23 protein-coding genes are annotated in these 22,862 nt (G+C 50.7%); 10 read left to right on the top strand and 13 right to left on the bottom strand.

The window, feature by feature from the left end:
- On the top strand, nucleotides 1–1,698 hold the full coding sequence (gene mobQ / locus EJL02_RS11125) for a MobQ family relaxase (protein WP_055145320.1): 1,698 nt from the start codon (nucleotides 1–3) through the stop codon (nucleotides 1,696–1,698).
- A 133-nt stretch (nucleotides 1,699–1,831) separates the two neighbouring features.
- Here the strand turns inward: mobQ and EJL02_RS11120 are convergent, their stop codons facing one another.
- Both EJL02_RS11120 and EJL02_RS11115 read right to left on the bottom strand, forming a co-directional pair.
- Nucleotides 1,832–2,500, bottom strand: coding sequence for a hypothetical protein (locus tag EJL02_RS11120; protein WP_055145323.1), 669 nt, complete (start codon nucleotides 2,498–2,500; stop codon nucleotides 1,832–1,834).
- Nucleotides 2,497–3,057, bottom strand: coding sequence for an RNA polymerase sigma factor (locus tag EJL02_RS11115; protein WP_055145326.1), 561 nt, complete (start codon nucleotides 3,055–3,057; stop codon nucleotides 2,497–2,499). Before EJL02_RS11115 ends, EJL02_RS11120 begins: the two co-directional genes overlap by 4 nt.
- Before the next feature lie 401 nt (nucleotides 3,058–3,458).
- On the opposite strand from EJL02_RS11115, the gene EJL02_RS11110 reads away from it, so the two are divergent.
- From EJL02_RS11110 to EJL02_RS11080, 7 genes are all read left to right on the top strand, one after another.
- The gene (locus EJL02_RS11110; RefSeq protein WP_055145329.1) at nucleotides 3,459–3,671 is read left to right on the top strand and encodes a helix-turn-helix domain-containing protein; all 213 of its coding nucleotides are present in this window, start codon (nucleotides 3,459–3,461) and stop codon (nucleotides 3,669–3,671) included.
- On the top strand, nucleotides 3,668–4,336 hold the full coding sequence (locus EJL02_RS11105; protein ID WP_055145332.1) for a response regulator transcription factor: 669 nt from the start codon (nucleotides 3,668–3,670) through the stop codon (nucleotides 4,334–4,336). The genes EJL02_RS11110 and EJL02_RS11105 overlap by 4 nt, the downstream gene beginning before the upstream one ends.
- A 1-nt stretch (nucleotide 4,337) precedes the next feature.
- Nucleotides 4,338–5,345, top strand: coding sequence for a sensor histidine kinase (locus EJL02_RS11100; protein WP_055145335.1), 1,008 nt, complete (start codon nucleotides 4,338–4,340; stop codon nucleotides 5,343–5,345).
- Nucleotides 5,346–5,445: 100 nt separating this feature from the next.
- Nucleotides 5,446–6,126, top strand: coding sequence for an ABC transporter ATP-binding protein (locus tag EJL02_RS11095; RefSeq protein ID WP_055145338.1), 681 nt, complete (start codon nucleotides 5,446–5,448; stop codon nucleotides 6,124–6,126).
- Nucleotides 6,126–8,630, top strand: coding sequence for an ABC transporter permease (locus EJL02_RS11090; protein WP_055145341.1), 2,505 nt, complete (start codon nucleotides 6,126–6,128; stop codon nucleotides 8,628–8,630). The genes EJL02_RS11095 and EJL02_RS11090 overlap by 1 nt, the downstream gene beginning before the upstream one ends.
- A 42-nt stretch (nucleotides 8,631–8,672) precedes the next feature.
- On the top strand, nucleotides 8,673–9,035 hold the full coding sequence (locus tag EJL02_RS11085) for a hypothetical protein (RefSeq protein WP_055145343.1): 363 nt from the start codon (nucleotides 8,673–8,675) through the stop codon (nucleotides 9,033–9,035).
- 147 nt (nucleotides 9,036–9,182) lie between these two features.
- Nucleotides 9,183–10,721: a recombinase family protein gene (locus EJL02_RS11080; protein ID WP_243114465.1), complete on the top strand. Its 1,539-nt coding sequence runs from the start codon at nucleotides 9,183–9,185 to the stop codon at nucleotides 10,719–10,721.
- A 346-nt stretch (nucleotides 10,722–11,067) separates the two neighbouring features.
- Here the strand turns inward: EJL02_RS11080 and EJL02_RS11075 are convergent, their stop codons facing one another.
- From EJL02_RS11075 to EJL02_RS11030, 10 genes are all read right to left on the bottom strand, one after another.
- Complete coding sequence (locus EJL02_RS11075; protein ID WP_125116473.1) at nucleotides 11,068–13,314, bottom strand: AAA family ATPase; 2,247 nt, start codon at nucleotides 13,312–13,314, stop codon at nucleotides 11,068–11,070.
- Complete coding sequence (locus EJL02_RS11070; RefSeq protein WP_125116472.1) at nucleotides 13,315–14,895, bottom strand: DEAD/DEAH box helicase; 1,581 nt, start codon at nucleotides 14,893–14,895, stop codon at nucleotides 13,315–13,317. It lies immediately after the preceding gene.
- Entirely contained in the window at nucleotides 14,896–15,375 is a 480-nt protein-coding gene (locus EJL02_RS11065) for a DUF669 domain-containing protein (RefSeq protein ID WP_243114464.1), read from the bottom strand.
- An 18-nt stretch (nucleotides 15,376–15,393) separates the two neighbouring features.
- Complete coding sequence (locus EJL02_RS11060; RefSeq protein ID WP_125116471.1) at nucleotides 15,394–16,440, bottom strand: ATP-binding protein; 1,047 nt, start codon at nucleotides 16,438–16,440, stop codon at nucleotides 15,394–15,396.
- Entirely contained in the window at nucleotides 16,440–17,753 is a 1,314-nt protein-coding gene (locus tag EJL02_RS11055) for an ATP-binding protein (RefSeq protein WP_125116470.1), read from the bottom strand. Before EJL02_RS11055 ends, EJL02_RS11060 begins: the two co-directional genes overlap by 1 nt.
- Nucleotide 17,754: 1 nt before the next feature.
- Nucleotides 17,755–18,012 (bottom strand): AbrB/MazE/SpoVT family DNA-binding domain-containing protein, encoded by a 258-nt coding sequence (locus tag EJL02_RS11050; protein WP_125116469.1) that lies wholly within the window; start codon nucleotides 18,010–18,012, stop codon nucleotides 17,755–17,757.
- Nucleotides 18,013–18,096: 84 nt separating this feature from the next.
- The gene (locus EJL02_RS11045) at nucleotides 18,097–18,312 is read right to left on the bottom strand and encodes a hypothetical protein (RefSeq protein ID WP_125116468.1); all 216 of its coding nucleotides are present in this window, start codon (nucleotides 18,310–18,312) and stop codon (nucleotides 18,097–18,099) included.
- Nucleotides 18,309–18,500, bottom strand: a complete 192-nt coding sequence (locus EJL02_RS11040; RefSeq protein WP_125116467.1) for a helix-turn-helix domain-containing protein — start codon at nucleotides 18,498–18,500, stop codon at nucleotides 18,309–18,311. Before EJL02_RS11040 ends, EJL02_RS11045 begins: the two co-directional genes overlap by 4 nt.
- Before the next feature lie 707 nt (nucleotides 18,501–19,207).
- Nucleotides 19,208–19,462, bottom strand: coding sequence for an XRE family transcriptional regulator (locus EJL02_RS11035; RefSeq protein ID WP_125116466.1), 255 nt, complete (start codon nucleotides 19,460–19,462; stop codon nucleotides 19,208–19,210).
- 37 nt (nucleotides 19,463–19,499) lie between these two features.
- Complete coding sequence (locus EJL02_RS11030; RefSeq protein ID WP_125116465.1) at nucleotides 19,500–19,700, bottom strand: helix-turn-helix transcriptional regulator; 201 nt, start codon at nucleotides 19,698–19,700, stop codon at nucleotides 19,500–19,502.
- 148 nt (nucleotides 19,701–19,848) lie between these two features.
- Here EJL02_RS11030 and EJL02_RS11025 point away from each other — a divergent pair, with 148 nt between their 5' ends.
- Complete coding sequence (locus EJL02_RS11025) at nucleotides 19,849–20,472, top strand: LexA family protein (RefSeq protein WP_164510399.1); 624 nt, start codon at nucleotides 19,849–19,851, stop codon at nucleotides 20,470–20,472.
- Nucleotides 20,473–20,510: 38 nt separating this feature from the next.
- Here the strand turns inward: EJL02_RS11025 and EJL02_RS11020 are convergent, their stop codons facing one another.
- The gene (locus EJL02_RS11020; RefSeq protein ID WP_125116463.1) at nucleotides 20,511–21,299 is read right to left on the bottom strand and encodes a BRO-N domain-containing protein; all 789 of its coding nucleotides are present in this window, start codon (nucleotides 21,297–21,299) and stop codon (nucleotides 20,511–20,513) included.
- A gap of 482 nt (nucleotides 21,300–21,781) precedes the next feature.
- Between EJL02_RS11020 and EJL02_RS11015 the strand changes: the two genes are divergently transcribed.
- Entirely contained in the window at nucleotides 21,782–22,846 is a 1,065-nt protein-coding gene (locus EJL02_RS11015; protein ID WP_125116462.1) for a tyrosine-type recombinase/integrase, read from the top strand.
- Nucleotides 22,847–22,862: the final 16 nt, after the last annotated feature.

Below are 22,862 nucleotides of genomic sequence, written 5' to 3'. Positions count from 1 at the left end.
ATGGCAATTTACCACTTGGAGGCAAAGGTGGTCAGCCGGGGAGCCGGACGCTCCGCCTGTGCAGCCTCCGCTTATCTCAGCTGCTCCCACATCCTCAATGACTATGACGGAGTACAGCACGATTACACCCGAAAGCAGGGGCTTGTGTGGCAGGAGGTATTCCTGCCGGACATGGCCCCACCCGCATGGCAAGACCGAGAGGTTCTCTGGAACGCCGTGGAGGAAAACGAGAAAACCAAGGACAGCCGCTTAGCCCGTGAGTTTGTGGTAGCCCTGCCCATAGAGTTGTCCCTAGAGCAATGGCAGACGCTGTTGACGGACTTCGTACAAAACCAATTTGTCGCAGACGGGATGTGCGCCGATCTGGCAATCCACGATCCTGATCCACCGGGTCATAATCCACATGCCCACATTCTCTTGACGGTGCGCCCGCTTGATGAAAGCGGCAAATGGCAATACAAAACGGAGAAGGAATATCTCTGCAGCCGTGACGGTGAGGAACGGGGCTTTACCGCTGCCGAGTTTAAGGCTGCACAGGCTGACGGATGGGAGAAACAGTACCAGTACAAGGTAGGCAGGAAGAAAGTGTATATGACACCATCCGCAGCTGAGGAACATGGATATGAGCGTGCCAGCAAGTATCCCAAAAGCACCAAATACGGGAGACAGAATCCCATTTCTGAACGCTGGAACAGCGAGGAACAGCTCCTTATCTGGCGCAAAGCATGGGCAGATGTGACAAACAAATATTTGGAGCGATACGGTCATGAGGAGCGCATCGACCACCGCAGCTTTGTCGAGCGAGGCATTGACGAGCAGCCCACCATCCACGAGGGCGTGATTGCCCGTGCTTTGGAACAGAAAGGTATCGTGTCCGACAGGTGCGAACTCAACCGTCAGATCAAGGCGGACAACAGGCTCCTGCGGGAACTGAAGGCGCAGTTCAAGAAAATTACGGAGGCGGTGAAGAACACGCTGCCCGCTATTGCAGAAGCGTTGGAAAAGCTGCGGGAAAATATGCTGATCTTCTGCTATCAGTTAGGGCATATCCGCAGCAGCAAGAAACAGATGACCGGTGCCTTGAATATTCTGAAGCCAAATCTGGCACAGTACCGCTCCCTTGTGCAGCAGATAAAGGAAACAACCAAAGAACGGAAGTCCCTACTGGCTGAAAAGAAATCCCTTCCTGCGATCCACTTTGTCAGGCACCGTGAGCTTGCCTCCAAAATAGCCGAGTTGACGGAAAAGTTAGAGGAGCTAAAAAGCGAAAAGGCTATGCTGCTTCATTCTCTGGAATACCCAGAGGACGCCACAAGCGATATCTTCCAGCGCCAGATTGACCGCTATGAAGATAATCTCAAACGGCTTGAGGCGCAGGAGAATAAGTATGCCGGAGAGCTGGAGGCTGCATTGTCTGAGTATGCCGAGCTGAAAGAGCAAGCTTCCGGCTTTGATTCCTTGCAGCTTTATCTGGAGCGGAAGGCACTTCGACCTGACAGAGAGAAAGCAGCAGCCCAACGCATTGAAGCGGCTTATGGCGACAAGTTCAGTTGGTGGTTGATGGAGAGTGGCCTACGGGATGTGTCTGGCTATCTTGACGAATATGCACAGGAAAAGACAATGGATCGAGAACTGCGGCAAAGGCGGCGATCGGAGCGGCTTGAGCGTAAGATGAAAAACAGAGATATGGAACGTTAAAAGTGCTGGAGGTTGAAACTTCAGGTGAAGTCTGTGACATAGGGGGATGGAGATAATCCCTATACGTCAAGCGTAAAATAAGCACCGGTATGGGTTTTCCATACCGGTGCTTGCAATATTTAATCGAATTCTATCACTTAAAATCAAAAGAGTTTTCCAACAACTTATCAAGTGCTGCCATCAGTTCCGCTCGAACAGCCTCTCTTTCACTTTCTCCGCCTGCATTTTCGATATAGATGGAATAGTTATCAAATGTGATATAGGCGTAATAGATCACAGTCTTAATTCCTTCGCTGTTTGCATTTGTAACGAAGTAGCCAGCTTTAACTGGCGTATCTCCAACCATAGATACATTTCCCTTGCCAATTACGGTAGTATCCATAAGATTGTTCCCAGACAGCGAAACAACAAATTTCATATCGCTGTAATGACCATCAAAGCCAACAAATGCTACATCGTCCAAGGTAAAGAGGGCATCTCCGGAAATCGGAAGATCACCGAAAATAGTCTGAACCTCATCTTTGGTCAATGCTCGTGCTTGCAAGTTCAAACTCAGAGCAGAGGCTACCGTATCTGCTTTAGTGAAAGATATGGTAGTTCCATCACCTAATGTAGCTGTTTCTGTACTTTTGCCGAATAATCCCATACTAAACACTCCCACCACGATTAGACAGAGACACGCAGCAATTGCCCCAAATTTCAGCCAAATGCTTTTTTGTTTCTTTGCCTGATAACTCGCCGTTTCTTCGATATGACGGCTACCAATGCCACCAACGGCGTCAGAGATGTTCTTTCGTGTCATAAATCATACCCCGCTTTCTGTAAATGATTTTTAAGTTTGCTTCTGATTCGGGAAAGGCGAACAGACACATTGTTATTTGTTGTACGAAGCCTCTTTGCAATTTCTGTAATGCTATCTGAGTACCAATACCTTGCTACAAACATAACCCTGCTTTCCTGATCCAAGCTGTCAAGGAAACGATCAATTTCCTGTGACAGCTCCTTTGCATCCACTTCCTGTTCAATAGTAGATGCAGAAGTTAGGCACTCTTCCAACTCATCAAGTGCAACATCATAGTAACTGTTTCGCTTTAGTGCAGTATTTGCGTGGTATTTTGCGGTAGCGATATTGCGGGTAATACGAAAAATATAGGTTCTGAGTGGGTCAGGTCTTTCTGGAGGAATTGCATTCCACGCAGCAAGGTATGTATCATTTACACATTCTTCTGCGTCGGGTTCGCATTTCAAAATGTTGTTTGCAATTCTTTTGCAAGTTGAACCGTATTTTGCAGCAAGTTCAGCTATTGCCTGCTCAGTACGAGCAAAGAACAGTTCAATGATCTTCACATCCTCTAACAAGGTATCCACCTCCTCACCTATGTACTATGGATCTGGCGGACAATCTTACAGAAGCGAGGGAAAATTTCACACCTTTATTATAGTACATTGCAATTCTATTTTCTATCGCCTCAGCAAAATCGTTTGGCACCAGTCGAGGTCGCTCGGCAGTCTGAAAATATGGTCCTTCGGTTTTGGTAGAGTTGCTCGCAGCAGAGGAGGCGTAACAAAAAATTAAAGGTAGCTGCCCGGACAGAATGGGTTGGGTGGAAAAATAAATAATATCCGAAACAGGATGACGGAAATTGTTAGCGCCGAGTTAATTCGTACACAGTTAGTGTTTAAGTGTTTACAAACAGCCCATTGATATTGTTCGTTTGTGCGTATATAATATATATAACTATTTGATGCGGAGGTAAACTATGTTTGAATACATGACAGTACAGGATGCGGCTAAACTTTGGGGAATATCGGTGCGTCGTGTTCAAAAGCTGTGTGAGGAGAATCGCATTGATGGAATTGTTCGGCTACCTCGTGCATGGCTAATTCCCCAAGATGCCCAAAAGCCGGCTGATGGAAGATATAAACAAAATAAAAATGAATTTATAGCTGACAACAAGGAGAACACACGATGAGTAAATTGTTATTAGTGGAGGATGACCAAAGTATCGTATCCTCATTATCAGACTATTTAGGAAATGAAGGGTTCAAAATCGAAAATGCTCCCGGTCAAAAAGAAGCAATAGAAAAATTGGATAGCGACCAATACGATATAGCCTTGGTGGACATTCAATTATCAAACGGAAATGGTTTTTCTGTTTGTTCTGCAATTAAAGAAAGAGGAACTATGCCAGTTATTTTCTTAACGGCTTCTGATGATGAATATAGTGTTGTGGCTGGGTTAGATATGGGGGCTGACGATTATATCAGCAAACCGTTCAGACCAAGAGAACTGCTTTCAAGGATCAACAGCGTATTAAGGAGAACTAAGAACACACAAAACATTATCAGTTACCTCGACTTAGTTGTGGACACAAATCAAGCAACCGTATCAAAGAATGGGAAAGAGATTTTGTTGTCTGCTATGGAATATAAGTTGCTGTTAGTCTTTTTGCGTAACAAAGGTATTGTCCTTTCTCGCAGAAGATTGTTGGAGCTTTTATGGGACACTACTGGGGAGTTTATCAATGATAATACATTGACTGTCTATATGAAAAGGCTACGTGACAAAATTGAAACCAATCCGCAGGAGCCGGAAATCATAATTACCGTTCGTGGGCTTGGCTATAAGGTGGGTTGATATGGACTTTATCAGAAATAAAGAAGTTAAAAGGCAAATTGTTGTCAGCAGTATTCTTATTCTATTTTGGGGCGGCATTGGCATTATCGTTGATAGCAAAGCTGTGTGGATTGTTCTGTCGGCTATCATTTCATCCAGTGCAGTTTCCCTCTTTTTCACATATCAGAGATACAAGAAAATTGCTGATTTTAGTTTGCATATTGATAGGCTGTTACATGGAGATGAAAAAATTTCTTTTGGGCAGTTTCAAGAAGGTGAGTTATCTGTTTTACATGATGAAATATCCAAGATGACAAGACGGCTTATTGAACAGGCAGAAGCTCTGAAAATGGAGAAAGGTAATTTGGCAAATGCTTTAGCCGATATTTCACATCAATTAAAAACACCTTTGACATCGCTGAATATCTTAAATGCTTCTCTGTGTAATGAGGAACTGACTGACGAAGAAAGGTATGAGCTGATCCGCGAACAGACTATGCTCTTATCAAGAATGGAGTGGCTGATAGCCACACTTCTGAAAATATCCAAGCTGGATGCAGGAACGATTACTCTAAAGCCACAGGCGGTATACTTAAAAGATGTGGTAGAAAAAGCAATTCGTCCTCTGGAGATTGCGGCAGAATTAAAAATGCAGACAATCACGCAAGTGATTCCGGCAGAATTAAAACTATCTCTTGATACTGATTGGACTGCTGAAGCCTTGGGGAATGTAATCAAAAACTGTATCGAACATTCACCAGAGGGCAGCACTATCGAAATCAAGGCAATAGAAAGACCTCTTTTGACACAGATCATTATAGAGGATAGCGGAACAGGTTTTCAGGAAAAAGACATCCCCCATTTATTTGACCGATTTTATCAAGGAAGTGGCTCTACAATCGGTAATGCCGGTTTGGGGTTGGCTCTGGCAAAGACGATCATTGTCAATCAGGGTGGTGTCATCCAAGCGAAAAATCGGGAGTCAGGCGGTGCAAAATTTGAAATCTGCTTTTATCGGGGGACTGCTTAATGCAGCCCCTTTTTAAGTGACATTTTTGTAATGAAAAAGTAATGAAGCAGTCACTTGGCTTTGCTATACTGAATTGCAAAAATATATGGAGGAACTTTTTATGGAGATATTAAGAGTAGAGAATATCTGCAAAACCTATGAAATGGACAATGCTCCTGTCCATGCTTTGTCAGATGTTTCTTTTTCCGTCGATAAAGGAGAGTTTGTTGCAATCATTGGAGCATCTGGGTCTGGCAAGTCTACCCTGTTGCACATTTTAGGTGGTGTTGACAGACCGACTTCGGGAAAAGTATTTGTGGATGGACAGGATGTTTATGAGCAAAATGAAGATGAATTGGCTGTATTCAGAAGAAGGCAGGTTGGGCTTGTCTATCAGTTTTATAATCTGATCCCGGTTTTGACTGTCGAGGAAAATATCACGCTGCCGATTCGATTGGATGGGCGTAAAATCAATCAGGAGCGTTTGAAAGAACTGCTATCCACACTCAAACTGGTAAAGCGTAGAAAGCACCTGCCAAGTCAGTTATCCGGCGGTCAACAACAAAGAGTGGCAATCGGACGAGCGTTGATTAACGCACCTGCGATTATCCTTGCGGATGAGCCAACGGGAAATCTGGACACGGAGAACACAAGGGATATTATGAAACTTCTGCGTGAATCCAATGAAGTCTATCGCCAGACAATGATCCTGATTACCCATGACCGTGAAATCGCAATGCAGGCAGACCGTATTCTGGAAATTCAGGATGGCAGACTTGTGAGGGATGAGGTGATACGCTGATGAATATGATTTTCATGCTTACACTCAGGAATCTGTTGTCGAATAAAAAGCGTACCCTACTCACACTTTTAACCATTCTTTTGTCAATCAGTATGATAACCGCTATTCTCTGTGGGGGATGGTCGTTGGTTGATTTTTTGAAAGAGAAAGAAAAAGTGTATGGTGGCGATTATGACTACTACATGGAGGATTTGACTTGGGAGCAGGTTCAAGAGCTATATAGTCAAAACAATGTAGGCGAAGTTTCGCTTCTCCGCTTTGCCGGAAACAGTTTTTACGGGGAGAAATCCAACAGTACAATGCTCTCCGTTGGCGAGATTGACGAGAACTTTACCCAAAGATTTTCGTTAAATCAGTATTTGCTTGCAGGGCGTTTCCCGCAAGATGAAAATGAGATTGTTATTTCAGAATCTTTTTTGAAGAAAAACAACATGAATACAGAGATTGGAGATACGATTTCTTTAACTCTTGGTTCAAGAATTTGGGATGAATATAATGCCCAGCTTTCCGGGCTGACAAATTATAGGGGCGAAGAAGAAAGCTTCGTTCCAACAAAAGAGAAAGCGTATGTAGTTGTTGGTATTCTGTCAGATGTGAATGACTCAAAAATCGCAGCAAACTATAATGCCTTTGCAGGTGTTGACAAAACGGCATCCGATTTTGCTGCGTATGTCAAGGCAAAGAATTTATCCAATTCGATCTATACAGAAGCCGAAGAAGTGGCTGCGGCAGTAGACAGTCATGTAGCAAAGTTTCATTCGGAATTGTTAGTCTATCATGGAATTACCGGGGGTAAAGGAGCTGCAAAACTGATTGCTTTGGTGGTCATGGTCGTTTGTCTTTTGATGGCTGCATCTGCTTCAATGATCAGCAACGCCCTCTCCATTTCCTTACAGGAACGAATTAAGCAGATGGGAATGCTATCCAGTATTGGAGCCACAAAAGGGCAAAAACGCCTTAGCGTATATTTAGAAGCCTTCCTTTTGGGAGTGGTGAGCATACCCTTTGGATTGGTTGTTGGTATCCTGCTATCTGCTCTGTTATTAAGTGTGGTCAGGGCAGCTTTTGGAGAAACATTCACTTTTGGCATCGTAGAACTGTCCTTGAAGGTAAACGGATTGATCCTGCTCGTCAGCGGATTATCCGGCATTGCTTCTTTGTACTTCGGAAGTAGAAAGCCTGTGAAGCAAGCAGCTAAAATTACAGTTATTGAAGCGATCCGCCAGTCTAACAATGCGGTATCAAGAAAGAAATTCCGTGACGGAAAAATCGTTTCTTTGGTTTTTGGCATTTATGGTTCGTTAGCAGCAAAAAATATTAAGCGTAATCCAAAACGCTTCCGAGCGATTACCGGCTCTATTTTCTTGTCGGTGGTAATTGCCCTTTCCTTATATAGTTTCTCTGATTTTATGCTTTATCAGACATCCTTGGATATGAAGGAGGACGGTTCCTGTTATACTGATGTGATTTCGATGATTCAATACAAAGATATTCCTGTCGCAATCGGGGCATTATCGGATGAAAATATCACTGCGGATGTTTCCTATTCTTTTCAGCGATATATGACCGCTGAATTTTCGCAGGAACAAATCAATCCTGATATGCAAGGATATTTTATCAATGGTACGAAAGCAGAGGTATATGTCGTAGGATTGGACGAAGAACATTTTGTCTCTTTTTGCGATGAAAATGGATTCAGTCTGGATGTGACAAATTTCAATCATGGAATTTTGCTCAATCAGACTATGGGATACTATAATTCGGCACAAAATCGGGTAATTGCAGGCTCACCGTTTCTTATTGAACCGGGAACAGAAATCATTCCGCTGGGGGCATCCGAGGATGCCTTGCCGATTATCGTGGAAGAAATCGTTTCAGAAGAAAATGCAAATATCCAATCCATGTTTGTGAGAGATCGAGCTGTCCTCATCGTGCCTTTAAGTTATTTTAACTTGCTGATAGATGATAACGCCTATGTGGAAATGAGAATACAGACAGCACAGCATAAAGAAGCAATGGAATGTCTGGCTGACAGAGGATTTCCGCAAACTGTGGACATTGCAGCCGCAACGAATAATTCCAGACAGGTATATACGATTGCAAAACTGGTAATCTGCCTGTTCTCGATCCTGATGACGGTTATTATCAGCTTGAATGTTTGTAACACTATCTCGAATACGATTCATTTGAGAAGAAGCGAATTTGCTGTTCTGCGTTCTGTTGGTATGACTGCCAAAGGATTAAAATGTACGCTATTGCTCGAAGCTGTTTTGTACGGCGTAAAAGCATTGGTTCTTGCGTTGCCTGTGAGCTTTTTGATTCATTGTGCTATCTACTACTTCATATCGTCGGGTATGACACCATTTGCTTTTTATATGAACGGCGGTATTTATGCTCTTGCAGTTATGGCTGTCGGCGCTATGGTATGTATCGCTATGCTGTTTGCTGTTAGAAGCGTATCAAAGGTGGAAATTGTAGAGGAACTGAAATTGAGCAATATGTAATCATTCAATCTAACAAAGCAACTGAAACAGAGGTAATAGAAATTGCGTAAAAAGAAACTGGTAAAGAGAGTTGCAGGCATTGCTTTGACTGTTGGTGCAGTTATACTTGCCATTGTATGTGTTGGTAAAGTAAATCGCATTCAGAACGAAAAAGATATTATTGGCACATGGAAGGATGCAAATGCTGAGGAGATATTTACCTTTCAAGAAAACGGGGAACTTGCTGTGAGTAAAGATATGCCCGATTCGGGTCTATCCTGCGGTGACGCATATTATAGTTTTTCTTACTCGGATATAATCTGTGTTACACAGGGAAATAGTAGTGTAGAATTTGAGATAGAAGTAGATCAAAACGAATTGAAAATCTTCTTCATGGGACAAGAATATCTGGAATTGGAAAAGTAATGATTACAAATAAAAGAAAACCATTGAGCCGATAATTCGCATCCTCTGCGGACTAACGGCTCTGCATATATTTTGAACGCTATTTTCAGAAACATTGTGTTTTGCAGAAAAGCCCCTTGACAAATTCCATCTCAAAAGAAAATCCTTTTGAAGTACGCAACCGACAATAGTTTCCCTAATCCAACTTTCTTCATTGACGATGGTGTGTCCGGGGTAACATTTGACCGTCCGGGCTGGAATGAGATGATCCGGCTGGCCGAGGCGGGAAAGGTCAGAACCGTCATTGTCAAGGATATGTCCCGCATGGGTCGGGACTATCTGAAAGTGGGCTATTATACCGAGAGCTTTTTTGCTGAGCGTGATATTCGGTATATCGCCATCAATGACGGCGTGGACAGCGACAAAGGGGACAATGATTTCACCCCGTTTCGCAATCTGTTCAACGACTTCTACGCCCGCGATACCAGCAAGAAAATCCGGGCCGTTATGCGGGCAAAAGGAAACGCCGGGGAACACCTCTGCACCAATCCACCCTATGGGTATCAGAAAGACCCGGCGGATAAAAAGAAATGGATTGTGGACGAGGAAGCCGCCGAGATTGTCAAACGGATTTTTGACCTGTGCATTGCGGGGAAAGGCCCCATGCAAATCGCAAAGCTGCTGACTGCCCAACACGTCCTGACTGTCAAGGCCCACTACGCCCAGCGGGACGGAAAGCCGCTGCCGGAGAAGCCTTACAAGTGGAGTCCCAAGTCTGTTGCGGGAATTTTGGAGCGGCCAGAGTACACCGGTTGCACGGTAAACTTCAAGACCTATTCCAAGTCCCACAAGCTGAAAAAACGGCTGCATAACGCCCCAGAGAACCAGCGGATTTTTCCCAATACCCAGCCCGCCATTATCGACGAACAAGTCTTTGAGCGGGTACAGGAGTTACGGGAGAACAAGCGCCGCCCGGCCAAGCAAGCCGAACGGCAAGGGCTGTTTTCTGGCCTGCTGTACTGCGCCGACTGTGGCAGCAAACTGCATTTCGCCACAGGCAAAAACATGACACCGCAACAAGACTGCTATCGGTGTTCCCGGTATAAGAGCAACACGGGTGATTGTACCATGCACTTTATCCGGGAAGAAACACTGAAACTGTTCGTTTTGCAGCGGATTTTCGATGTGACGGCATTGTTCTTTGACGATGCCATGGCATTTGAGGAAGCCGCGAGAAAGCAGCGTTTTCAAGAAGCGGAGAAAGACGCCAAGAAGCGCAGGCGTGAAATCGCCCATGCGGAAAAGCGCATTGCTGAACTTGACCGGATTTTCAAGCGCATCTATGAGGATGACATCAACGGGGCAATCAGCCATGAACGGTTCTTGAAACTCTCCGCCGACTATGAAGCGGAGCAAAAAGAACTGACGGAGCAGGTCAAGGTATGGCGGGAAGCGGTAGAAATCTTCGAGCAGGATCAAGCCGATTTTGCGAGCTTTGCAGCTATTGTGCGGAAGTATGTGGGTATCCGGGAACTGACACCCACCATCGTCAATGAGTTTGTAAAGAAGATAATCGTCCATGCACCGGACAAGTCCAGCGGCCACCGCAGGCAGAAGATCGAACTGGTCTGGAACTTTATCGGAGAAGTCAACCTGCCGAGCGACAATCAGACGGTGGAACGGCAAAGAAAAGGCAGGACGGCATGACCTTTCCGCCATGCCGCCCTGCGACAATCAAATTACTTCCTTATGAGCGGGCCCCTTTTCTGCACGCTCCTTTCCTCGCGCGTTCGATGGTGGCGTGTCAAAAGCGGATGTGTGTCAAAACCCCCTATATATATAGGGGGTTTTGACACCCCGTTTTTTGACACCATCCATGCCGCATTTTATAGGTTATTTCGTACAAGTTGACACCCACTTGACACCCTATTTATTGTCTATTTCGCCGGTGTCAACTCGCCTTTTCTGCGAAATATCACTTTTTTCGTTTCTAAAGGGTGTCAATTTTCGATTTTCGCATTTTTGACACCCTGTTTTCGCGCTCTAAAGGGTGTCAAAAAGGGGTGTCAATTTGATTTTGACAGTCTGACACCCTGCGCACTGTACCGTCTTTTTGCCGTGCAAAACCGGGGTGCTCGTCCACATGCGCCTTGACGGTGTTGCGGCTCAGCCCACAGTATTCGGCCAGATCGGCAATGCTGACTTCGCCCTTGCCTTCCAGATCGCATGCGGCAAATGCACTCTCCAGTTTGTTCAGCCGCTCCTGCCGTTTATCGACCGGCTTGTGATCCTTGCTGCCGCGCTTCCACGCAGGCGCGTCGCTGTCCGGCTTGATATCCGCCAGCAGACCGCTATGATCCGGCCGATGCAGCGGGAACTCGAACCAGAGGTTGACCGGCGGGAACCGCGGGAACTCGCGCAGCGTGCCCTCAATGCGCCATGCCGTGCGCGCCTGTACCTCGCGCCGGGTGTCTGCGACGGCGTCCAGCAACGCGTTATAGGCCGTGCCCGGCAGCAGCCGTTTGCAGGCGTCCAGCGCCTCCCGCTGGCTGCACAGCGTATCCTGCGACACATCATCCGACCGCCCTGCAGCTTCGAGCGCCGCACCGCACACCTTGCAGACCGCGTTGTTTTCCAGCTGTTTGCGCAAGTCGTCGCTGATGTCCAGTTCAATGAGGTCGAGCAGCGCGTCCGGGTCGCGGGCAAACACGCCCGAACCACTCGCACGGTCCATCGAGCGCTTGCCGCCCTGATTGCCCTTGGAATGGTGGTGACAGTAGATCACCGCGCAGCCCAGCTCGGTGCAGACCAGGTCGAACTGGTTGCAGAACGCCGCCATCTGGTCGGCACTGTTCTCGTCGCCCGTGATGATCTTATAGATCGGGTCGATCACGACCGCAATGTACTCCTTCTTGAGCGCGCGGCGGATCAGCTTGGGTGCGAGCTTGTCCATCGGGATCGCCTTGCCGCGCAGGTTCCAGATGTCGATATTGGACAGGTGCCGCGGCGGCCAGCCCAGCTTATCGTATACGTCGCGGAAGCGGTGCAGACAGGACGCGCGGTCGAGTTCCAGATTGACATACAGCACGCGCCCCTGTGCGCAGGAAAAGCCCAGCCAGTCGCGCCCTTCGGCCAGCGCAATGACCAATTCAATCAGGCCGAACGATTTGCCCGCTTTGGACGGTCCGGCAAGCAGCATCTTATGCCCCTGCCGCAGCACGCCTTCGATCAGCGGCGGCGCAAGGTCGGGCAGATGATCCCACACCTCGGACATACTCTCCGGGTCGGGCAGATCGTCGGTCACGCTCTCGATCCAATCCTTCCACTCTACAAAGTTCGCCTTGCCGATATTGACGTCGATCAAGTACTGCTTTTTGCCGCCGCGCATCACGCCCGGCATACGGGACAGGCGCGAGGGGTTGCGGTTCTGCTGGTCGAGTTCCAGCCCGTTGCGGCGGCAGACCGCATACAAGTATTCCACCCGGCTGCGGTACTCGTTGTAGTCCGCAGCGTCGATATGGACAATGGCGTGCAGACTTTTACCGCCCGAGTGCACCAGACACGCCACCGGCAGCTCCAGCTCCCGGATGAGCGCGTTCTGCCGCTCGAGCTCCATGCCGTCGCACTCAACCAGCGCATACCGGAAATCGGTCACGTTCTCGTTGCGCACGCCCTTGCCGTCAAGCGGGTTAAAGCGGATCCACGCGCCGACTGCCGGGTTGTAATCGCCCAGCACCGCGCCCACGTCATCCTTGCAGCGGGACAGCTCTTCGATCAGCCTGCCCGCCGTGCGCGACCAATCGCCCTTGGTCGGCATGTACTTGCCGTCCTTCTCGAAGCTGCGCGTCACATAGCCGACTGTCTCGGTCGAGTCGAACAGCGTCTCCAGATAGGTGATGAGCTGCTGCGCGGGATACCAGTCCTTCGGTTCTGCAAGGTCGCGTCCCTCGACCCAGTGCGGATCAACAACTCGATACGGGTCGTCCTTCGCGCCGATCTCCGCTTCCCAGCCCAGTTCATGCCCGCCGTCTCGTTCCAGCCGCCAGCCTCTGGAAAGCGCCATCTGCACGATCGTACCCGCCGTGATCGGGTTGCCTGTCCCGCGAAAGGTCTCCCATTTGCGGGCACACTCGCCGGCGTGATACCGGCGCGCGTCCCGTCTCGACCATTCGTCCCATACGGAAACCGGAAGTCCTGCTTCCTTCAGTCCCATGCCGACACCGATCCACTCCTGATAAGAAAGGCTCATCGGCTCGATGTAAGCGAGCGCCTGTTTCAGGTCCAGCTCATTTCGTTCCATTTATGCTCCTATATACTCACTCGGATTGATGTCATGCGGGATGCGCCAGCCATTGGCGGCAATGCGGTCGATCAGGTTCTTTGCCGTTTCAAACTGCCATGTGCCGACGTGCTGGAAGCCGCGTCCCTCGAGAAAACGGATCTGTTTCGGGGTGGTCAGCCCTTCCGCTCGGCGTGCGCTGAGCCGATCGAGCAGCTTGGCCGCTTTTCCGGCATTGTCGATCTCATCCGGCAGAATGCCCCACTTTTCGAGCGCGCTGCGCTGCTTGTCGCTTGCGGGCGCCATCTCCCAGCCGAATGCGGGCACATAGCCGGACAAATCCTCGGCCTGAATGGACATCTCGAATTGCAGCGGATCGACCAGACGGCTCTTGCGGCTACGCATTTGGTGCAGCTGCTTGGCGAGCGCCTCCTCGCGCGCTGCGACCACTTCCTCACTGGCGGTCTGTTCCGCTTCCTCAATGTCCACCGGCGCGCCGGCAGCCTCAATATTTTCGGTCATGCGCTGGGCGACCTCTTGGTTTTCGCAGATCAGGTGCGCCGGGTGGCACAGCTCGTGCCGCTCGGTATGCCACAGGAAGTCGAGCAGCAGCAAATGCTCCTTGCCCGGGAACAGGCGTGTGCCGCGGCCGACCATCTGGCTGTACAGGCTGCGCACCTTGGTCGGACGCAGCACAACGATACAGTCCACGCTTGGACAGTCCCAGCCCTCGGTCAGCAGCATTGAATTGCACAGCACGTTATAGTCCCCGCGCTCAAAGGCTGCAAGGGTTTCGGCGCGATCCGGGCTTTCGCCGTTGACCTCGGCCGCACGGAACCCGAAGCCGCACAGAATATCGCGGAACTTCTGCGAGGTCTTAACGAGCGGCAGAAAAACCACAGTTTTGCGATCCATGCAGTGCTTCACCATTTCCTCCGCGATCTGATACAGGTACGGGTCAAGGGCATTGCCGAGGTCGGACGCCTTGAAATCGCCCGACTGCATCCCTACCCCGGACAGATCCAGCCCCAGCGGAATGGTCAGCGCCTGAATGGGCGATAGATAGCCCTCGCGGATTGCCTTGGGCAGTGTGTATTCATAAGCCAGCGATTCGAACACGCTGCCGAGGTTGCGCATATCGCCGCGGTCAGGCGTCGCGGTCACGCCCAGCACGCGGGCATCCCCGAAGTGGTCGAGGATACGCCCGTAGCTGTCCGAAATTGCGTGATGCGCTTCGTCAATGATGATGGTATCAAAGTAATGCGGGTCGAACTGCGCGAGCCGCTGCGGGCGCATGAGTGTCTGCACCGAGCCGACCACCACGCGGAACCAGCTGCCGAGGCAGCTTTCCTCCGCCTTTTCGGTCGCGCAGCCAAGGCCGGTCGCTTTGCCGATCTTGTCGGATGCCTGCTCCAGCAGTTCCCCGCGGTGTGCCAGAATAAGCACACGGTCGCCCGCGCGCACCCGGTCTTCGGTGATTTTGGCGAACACAATCGTCTTGCCGCAGCCCGTGGGCAGCACGAGCAGGGTGCGGTGACGCCCCTGCTCCCACTCCCGCTCGACCGCCTCGCGCGCTTCCAGTTGATACGGTCGAAGCTCCAATTAAAACGCCCCCGGTGTAAAGCCGCTCTGCGGTGCGGACGACACAGCGGGCGCACCCGCCGGGTCGAGGAATTCGTCTACATCATTGGCCTCACGATCAACGCCGTTACGGTCTTTATAAGTACGCTTGGTCACCTTGCAGCGGCCGGTGCGTCCAGTCACCGCCTGCCAGTTCATGCGCAGCTTTTCCCCGTGCTGGCGTAGGCCGAGGCAGGTGAAAAACTGGCACAGCTTCCACTCGAAGCGGGTATGCAGGAACAGATTGACGTTGATGTTCGCCGGACCTTCCGGCGTGTCGATGCGCAGATGCACGATCGCCTGCGGACAGGGCGGCACCTTTTCCGAACCGCCAAAGCGGGCGCGTTCAAAGCTCTCTACGGTAAACGGATATTCTCCCGCTTCCAGCACGCGGCGCGGGCTGCCTTCGTTTTCGATCTCGTCTTCCCAGCCGAGTTCGCGTTCCATTGTGGTGTCATTCATGGGTAAACTCCTCCTTTGTTAAAACGGGATATTTTTGCGCTCCTGCAGGATGACCTGATACAACTGATCCCACGCGCCGATCAGACAGCCGTCAATGAAGTCCTTGGGATAATCCGTGATCTCCATGCCAAGCGGAAAATACCCCTTGGCGGAAACGGCGGTCTGGATGTCGGTTGCGGTAACGTTGTTTGCGCGCATCAGGTCGGCGAGTGCTTGCGGGATGCCGTCCGGAATGTCCAGCACAAGGCCGTCGTCCTGCCGGGGCGCGCAAACACCCTCTACTTTGTGCGGCGGGTTGTCCGGAGAATTGACCGGTTTCGGTTCATTCTGCGCCGTAGGTTCAGAATTCGACGGCATTTCCCCGATGACGGACGCGATCTCTGCATAAGCAAACGGCAGTTCGGGCGCAAGGCCGAAGCGGTTTTTCGCGTCCCAGCAGGGGTGGTGCGCCGTGTACATGCGGCGCTCCCCGCCCTGCCCCTTGACCTTGCCGCCCTCGGTCTTGACGGCATAGGTCTTGTAATTCGCAAACAGCACCATGTCCGCCCACTCCTTGACGAGCGGCGCGGTCTTGGACGAGAGCTTCATCTCCCAGCGGTCGTATGCGCCCAGCTCGTCCGGCTGCTCGAATTTGCGCATCTTGGCGTGCGCGGTGACGACGACGTGCACGCCGCGCTCCACGGCTTCGCTCAACTGGTTGAGCAGCCGCCCGAATTCTTCGGACAGATAGGTATAGCCCTTGCCGTAGCCAAATTCCTCGATGCTCTTCTTCTGGTATTTGTCGCAGACATATTGCGTGCACATCAGTTCGGCCCAGTCCATCGTGTCAACCACCAGCGTGCGGCACAGCGACGGGTCGCGGATCACCTCGCCGACCAGACCGAGCAGAATCGGCCAGCTGGTGGGCTTGGGAGTGCGGGCAACGTCCATGTGCCGCGTGCTGCCCTCGGTGTCGATAAACAGCGGACCCGGGAACTGCGATGCAAAAGTGGATTTTCCGATTCCTTCCGGGCCGTACACGACGACCTTGAGCGCACCCGGCAATTTTCCTCGAATGATCTCCATTAAAATTCACCTGATTTCCAAGTCGTTTTTTGTGCGGGCATCGGTGCGTCCGGCAGCGGACGCTCCGCACCCTTGACATAGCCATCCTCAATGATGATCGAGCACTCGTCACCAGTAGACACGCGGGTGGCGATCGCCTGCAAGCCCTCGGCTTCCAGCCATGCGCAGAAATCGTGCAGCGTGTGCAAATCCATCTGCTCGAGCTTGTCGAGCAGCACGAACCCGCACTGCGGATTGAGACAGCGCACGATCGCGGTCGCAACGCGCAGCTGGTCACTGCCCGACATGTTGTCCCACTTCTGCCCCTGATAAGTAAGCGCGCCATCCTCTACGCTCAGGCCATCCAGCGGCAGCTTGGCGCCGGAAAGCAGGTCGCGTTTGGCCTGCCGTGTCTGCTCCAGATCGTCCGTCAGATGATCGTACTGCTCGCGGTAGCCGAGGGCATCCTCCTCGGCCTTCTCACGGTTCAGGTTGTCGCGCACCTTGGCGTTGATCGTGTCGATCTCGCGGATGCTGCGCTCAAGTTCCTCGGTCGATTCGTCATGCAGCTGCTCCGCCGTCTTGCGCGCGGTCGTAAGATCGGCAGACTTGGCGGCAAGAAGCTCCTGCGCCTGACGCAGCTGTGCGGCAAGGTCAGTTACCTTGTGCTGGAGCGTGTCCACCTGCTGTGCGAGCATGTCCGCCATCGCCCGCTTGTGCTGATTTTCCCCATTGCGTGCGAGGATGTCCTGCTGGCGGGCGATCAAGTCGCTGGCCGAAACCAAATCACGGGGCGCGTCCGGCCAGAAGGTCTGTTCCTTGGCGTATTTCTCTTTCTGGTCTGCGATCTGGCCAATCGCGTGGCGCTGGTTGTACAGCTCGCGTTCCTTCTGTTCGAGCACAGCAAGCTGCTCCCCCACGCCAATGATCTGCAGCAGCGTGTCCGCCTTTTCGCGGTCACTCATCTGCAAAAAGCGCGGCAGATCGAGCGCAAGCTGCTCGACGAACGCATTGAGCAACTGCTGTCCCGCCCGGTTACCAGACGGATCAACAACCGTCAGGCTGCTGTTCTTGCCCTTGCGCTCGACTACGATGCCGTTGGACAGCGTAACCTTGAGATGGGGCGGAACCGCCGAGCCTTCCCGCGCCGCCTGCGACGGACGGAAGCGCTCCCCGCCGAGCGCCCATGCGATCGCGTCCAGCACCGAAGTCTTGCCCTGATTGTTGTCGCCGCCGATGATGGTCAGACCGGTTTCCGCCGGCGCGAGCGCGACCGCGCGGACGCGCTTGATGTTCTCGGTCTCCAGCCGGGCGATTTTGACAGGCTTGTCCATGTCACGCCTCCCCTTTCAGCCCGGCCGCGATCTGATGCGCATACTTCTCGCAGATCGGGCGGTCGAAAAAGTCGAACAGCTCGTCCTCTCCGCCGCAGAACACGCAGCTGCGGCCGTACTTGCGCAGAATGATATCCTCACCGTCCACGAAGATCGCAAGCGGCGTCTTTTCCGGTATTTCCATGGTGTCGCGCAGCTCCTTGGGCAATACGATGCGGCCCAGCTCGTCCACACGACGCACAATTCCAGTCGATTTCATTTGACAAATCCTCTCCTTGTGGTATTCTATCAGTGAAGTATTTTGCTTTGCCGCCTTTGGAATTGCCGTTCCGAGGCGGCTTTTTCATGAGGCATGGTTATCCTCCCATGCTTCGTGGCGCATGTGGCTCAGACGCTGCTGCCGTGCCTGCTCTGCGCGGCGGCGGTACCGCTCGAGCAATGCGAGCGTGCCGATGCACCAGCCCAGCGCGATCCATGCGAGTACAGTGACCGGCGCGCCGCAGTCCGACGCAGCTGCGACCGCAAACGGAATCAGCAGCCAAAGGGCGTAGCGTTTCACGGATTCGCCCCCTCTCCTGCCATAAACCGGTCGAACGCCTCACGCGGAATGATGTAGATGCGCCTGCCGCTCGGCATGCGATGCGTTGCGCCAAACGGCAGCTCTTTGCGGACCATCATGGTGCGCAGCGTCTCCGGCGCAATGCCCATGCGCTTGGCCGCGTCCGTGACTTTATATGTTTCGGACATGAGTGTCCTCCTTTCTATACTCCTAACCGCCTATGCCAATCTGGCAATTTCAATAACGATGCCTATTGCGGTGGCGATAGTAAATATCTTTCTCGCCGCGCGATAGAGTTTGCTACCCGTCTGGTTATACAGGATTTCGTATAGCAAGGCGAGAATTGTCGTGAATGCTACTGTATTTCGTAAATGGTCACCTCCTATCCACTTCAGCAGCTACGGATAAATCTCGTCAAGAGCTTTTTCAGCGTAATAGCATTGCGCATTTTAATATTTTTTGTTGACTTTATGTAAAATTTTTCTTAAAATAGAAACGGCCTTTTATGGCAACGCTTCAATAAGGGGGTCATCAAATTGACCAAAATTTTGAAGTTGCCCGTTCCCGGGATAAGCTGATGGCGGAGATCAGTTTATCGTTGATGCGAAGGGCTTCTTTCGCGGAACCCAAACCGTAAAATGAGACAACGGCCATAGAAACATGGGTGCTTTGCATGTGAAGCAGTTTTCGTGCGTTACTGCGCATGGGGCCAATGCCGACAGTATATGCGAGTAATGAGCGTCACTAATAAAATGACTGTTCAGGAGCGCGAACCAACAGATGCGGGTGCATATTCCGTTTTGCATTTGCATATTTCGCTCTACTGCTTCTGCAACCGAATCCGGGTGAAAAATTAGGGGGCAAAACGTCTGTGTAGCACCACAGGCGTTTTTGTTTATTTATTCCTAATTTCATCTGTGATAGCAAACAAATATTCAATCCGTAGGCCAGGAAAAAATACATTCCGAATTTTAAGGGCTTCTGCGACAGAAAACTCGGTCACACCGTCAATTTTGTTTCTTACAGTTTTATCCGTGCAAGAAAGCAGTTTTTGAATATCTGAATTTTTTACGCCGTATCTGGCCATCTCAGCCGATAGATTTCTGGGTCTTCCAACTTTATGGCTGTTTCTGTCATGTAAAACGGTCATTTTTGTTTCACCTGCCTTCTTCTCGCCACTATCTACTTTAAGTAGATATATTGGAGAAAAAAATATCGTTGATGGAAATTTGGGTAATGTCAGCAATCTGTTTTGCCTGTTTTACCGTAGCGCTTTCCGGATTATCTTCGATTTTTCGATACGTTCCACGTGAAATACCCATCTTCTCGGCCATTTCTGCTTGCGTAAAATCTCTAAGAACGCGCGCTTGTTTGACGGTGTACGGCATTTTATCACCTCCTGCCCCGCAACCTGTGATTATATGTTACTCTACTTTAAGTAGGAAGTCAAGAACTTTATGTAGAATTTCTTGTACATTTTTCTTGTATATTTCTACTCTTTGTGTTACACTATTTTTGTAGAAGGGGGTGCGACTGGTGAGTATCGGAGACAATATAAAGTTTTTGAGAGAAAAAGCTGGATTGTCGCAAGTCGACTTTGCAAAAATGTTTGGAGTAACCGATAAAGCCGTTTCTACATGGGAAAACGAAACACGAATACCGCGCATGGGTGTAATAGAAAAGATTGCGGCGGCGTTTGGAGTGACTAAATCTCAAATTTTGGACGAAGAAATGGATAGGTCGCTTCCAAACAACATTATTTTGTTACCAAAAATGAACAAAGTCCCGCTTGTCGGCCAGATTGCCTGTGGGACACCAATATTGGCGGAGGAAAACATAACAGACTATGTTGACCTCCCCGCTCATATCAGAGCAGACTATGCCCTTACCTGCAAGGGTGACAGTATGATTGGCGCAGGTATACAAGATGGCGATGTCGTCTACATCCGGCAACAGCCAGAGGTTGAGAATGGACAGATTGCTGCTGTGATCGTCAATGACGATAATGAAGCTACACTCAAGCGATTTTACCGGATCGGAGATACTGTAACTTTAAACCCTGAAAACCCAACTATTGCGCCCATGGTATTCGTCGGTGACGAAATAAACAGTGTCCGGATTGTAGGCCGCGCAGTTGCATATACGCATGTGTTAAAATAAAATCCCGCCCCGGTGTTACAACACCAGAGCGGGAACCATCAAGCAACGCATCCATATCGGACGACATACTGCTTCCCTTTATAATTGATTTCTTCCGGATACCCGTGCCGATTCAACCACAGATTGACTTTTGCGACAACGGATTCGGTATATTGTACGTTTGTTCCGGCGTGGCCGCTTGCAATGTTCTGAAAAGGGACAATCTCTTTTTCATCCGGAAGCACATCTACCTGTGCAATAATGGCCGAAACAGCTTGTGCGTGCGGATTGCCGGAGCGAGACAACACACCAAGGCGTTTTGCAATTGCCGTTGCATCAAGTAAGCGCTTGTTTACCGTAATCCCCTCCAGTGGGATTTCTACGCCGACCGGCGCATACAGACTTTTCATAGCCACTGCTACGAACTGCGGCGCCATACCGGCTTCTTTCAAAGTCTGGCGAATGATACGCGCTGCACTGTTGACTTCACCCAGACGTTGCTGCGCCTTCTGCGACGTGACGTACTCGCCGTGCTTGCGGATAGACGGGAGGACTTCGGCAGTGACCCAGTGTTTAAACGCTTTTGCTGTTTCAAGTTTACTGGAGAGGATCAGACTGTACAGACCGGATTCGTTGATGAGCCATCCGCCACGCTGTCCCAAACTCGATAACGAATTGTTATTGAGTTTATCTTCCTTATCAACATGGTCTGCCAGCGCTTTGCTTGGATTGGTATACCCAAGCACTTCTGCAACGTCCTTGCCAACGAACCACGGTACACCGTCCTTCATCAGCACTCTGATCTGCCCAAACTGTTCGTTTTTGAAAATCTGAATTTCTTTGCTCATAGCATTGTCCTTTCGCTGTTGGGTGGAAAGGAGCGGCGGGAGCATACCCCGCCATGCATAACTCCAATGCCATTTCCCCATTTCGGGGCGAGCACTCTTTCAACCGGTGAAACCATGATACGCGGTAGAAAAACACATGTAAATTGGCAAAACGAAGAATTTATTTACAAATAAGCTACGCTATTATCAAGTTTTCGGACTATTTTTCAACTGTTTAAGTTGTGCATTTTGACGCTTCACCGCGCCGTACGAAACCTTGCAAAGCTTTCATACGACTTTCGAAAACCTTATCTGTGCATTTTTCTTTTTATCATTTCGACCAATATCTGAATTTTTAGGCATTGTCAAAATAAACAAAAAAAATCCCGCCTCTGCGCTACCAACACAGAGGCGGGACATGGGGTTGATGACTAAATTTCCACACCTAATCATCAACCCCTATTTTACCATACTTTTTTCCGGTAAGAAAGGGGTTATTTTTTATGGAAGGAACTTTCCGAAAACGTGGTGACAGCTGGGAGTTCCGCGTCATGGCCGAACTGCCGGACGGTACGCGGCTGCGCAAGACCTTCTGCCGCCGCACCAAGACGCTGGCAAAGGCCGCCTACGAAGACTGGATGCAGCACAAGACCGAGCAGATCACAAAGCGGAAAACCGTCGCGGTCTGGGGCGAGGAATGGCTCGAGATCAAACGGGATTCGGTGTCCTACCGCACCTATCAGAATTACGAACTTTACTGGCGCCTCCACATCAAGCCCGCGCTGGGCAAAAAGCAGCTGGATCAGGTCAAGCCGATCGACATCGAAAAGCTGCTGGCCGTCACTTCCCACCTGAGCAAGAGCGCCCGGCACCACATCTACATCACGATCAACCAGATCATGAAAGCAGCCGTGCAGAACGAGCTATGCCGCAAGAACCCATGCGACGCGGTCAACGTGGCCGCGGACGAGCCGCTGCGCGCAATACAGGTGTTTTCTCTGGACGAGATTCAGACCATTCTCCGCCATCTGGAAAAGCCGTTCGGCACCGCGATCGCGCTCATGCTGCTTGCCGGTCTGCGCTCGGAGGAAGTCATGGGGCTGCGCTGGGGCGACATCAACCAGAAGGAACAGGTCATCACCGTGCGCCGGGTTGTCACGCGTGTGGCAAAGGGCGAATATGCGCCCGTAGAGCGCACGAAGAACGGCAAGGTGCGTCATATCCCCTACGGCGATGAACTCGCCGCACGCCTCAAACAGGCGCAAAAGACGAGCATCTATGTCGTGCCGGCTGTCCGCGGCGGATACATGACGCCGGGCAGCTTCCGCCGGCAGTATGAAACTTTCTTTGACGGCCTGCCGGTGCACATGCTTTCCCCGCACAAGCTACGGCACACCTACGCCACCTATCTGGTGCGCGGCGGCGCAGAGCTGCGCGCCGTGCAGACCATTTTGGGTCATCAGTCTATCGGCGTTACCGAACTTTACACCCACATTAACGTGGACGATCAGCGCCGTGCGGCCAGCAAACTCGCCTATTCCGGCACAAAATCCATGACCCAAATTTGACCCATTTTGCCGCGAT

Source organism: Agathobaculum sp. Marseille-P7918 (genome assembly GCF_900625105.1).
Taxonomy (GTDB): domain Bacteria; phylum Bacillota; class Clostridia; order Oscillospirales; family Butyricicoccaceae; genus Agathobaculum.
This window is presented reverse-complemented; position numbering and strand designations above follow the sequence as displayed.

Excerpts from the sequence above, each read along its gene's own strand:
- EJL02_RS11030 (WP_125116465.1), bottom strand. The coding sequence starts at position 19,700 with ATGCCGTACACCGTCAAACAAGCGCGCGTTCTTAGAGATTTTACGCAA.
- EJL02_RS11120 (WP_055145323.1), bottom strand. The coding sequence starts at position 2,500 with ATGACACGAAAGAACATCTCTGACGCCGTTGGTGGCATTGGTAGCCGT.
- EJL02_RS11060 (WP_125116471.1), bottom strand. The coding sequence starts at position 16,440 with ATGGAGATCATTCGAGGAAAATTGCCGGGTGCGCTCAAGGTCGTCGTG.
- mobQ (WP_055145320.1), top strand. The coding sequence starts at position 1 with ATGGCAATTTACCACTTGGAGGCAAAGGTGGTCAGCCGGGGAGCCGGA.
- EJL02_RS11065 (WP_243114464.1), bottom strand. The coding sequence starts at position 15,375 with ATGAATGACACCACAATGGAACGCGAACTCGGCTGGGAAGACGAGATC.
- EJL02_RS11015 (WP_125116462.1), top strand. The coding sequence starts at position 21,782 with ATGGAAGGAACTTTCCGAAAACGTGGTGACAGCTGGGAGTTCCGCGTC.
- EJL02_RS11095 (WP_055145338.1), top strand. The coding sequence starts at position 5,446 with ATGGAGATATTAAGAGTAGAGAATATCTGCAAAACCTATGAAATGGAC.
- EJL02_RS11040 (WP_125116467.1), bottom strand. The coding sequence starts at position 18,500 with ATGTCCGAAACATATAAAGTCACGGACGCGGCCAAGCGCATGGGCATT.
- EJL02_RS11105 (WP_055145332.1), top strand. The coding sequence starts at position 3,668 with ATGAGTAAATTGTTATTAGTGGAGGATGACCAAAGTATCGTATCCTCA.
- EJL02_RS11100 (WP_055145335.1), top strand. The coding sequence starts at position 4,338 with ATGGACTTTATCAGAAATAAAGAAGTTAAAAGGCAAATTGTTGTCAGC.
- EJL02_RS11050 (WP_125116469.1), bottom strand. The coding sequence starts at position 18,012 with ATGAAATCGACTGGAATTGTGCGTCGTGTGGACGAGCTGGGCCGCATC.
- EJL02_RS11110 (WP_055145329.1), top strand. The coding sequence starts at position 3,459 with ATGTTTGAATACATGACAGTACAGGATGCGGCTAAACTTTGGGGAATA.
- EJL02_RS11090 (WP_055145341.1), top strand. The coding sequence starts at position 6,126 with ATGAATATGATTTTCATGCTTACACTCAGGAATCTGTTGTCGAATAAA.
- EJL02_RS11020 (WP_125116463.1), bottom strand. The coding sequence starts at position 21,299 with ATGAGCAAAGAAATTCAGATTTTCAAAAACGAACAGTTTGGGCAGATC.
- EJL02_RS11055 (WP_125116470.1), bottom strand. The coding sequence starts at position 17,753 with ATGGACAAGCCTGTCAAAATCGCCCGGCTGGAGACCGAGAACATCAAG.
- EJL02_RS11075 (WP_125116473.1), bottom strand. The coding sequence starts at position 13,314 with ATGGAACGAAATGAGCTGGACCTGAAACAGGCGCTCGCTTACATCGAG.
- EJL02_RS11035 (WP_125116466.1), bottom strand. The coding sequence starts at position 19,462 with ATGACCGTTTTACATGACAGAAACAGCCATAAAGTTGGAAGACCCAGA.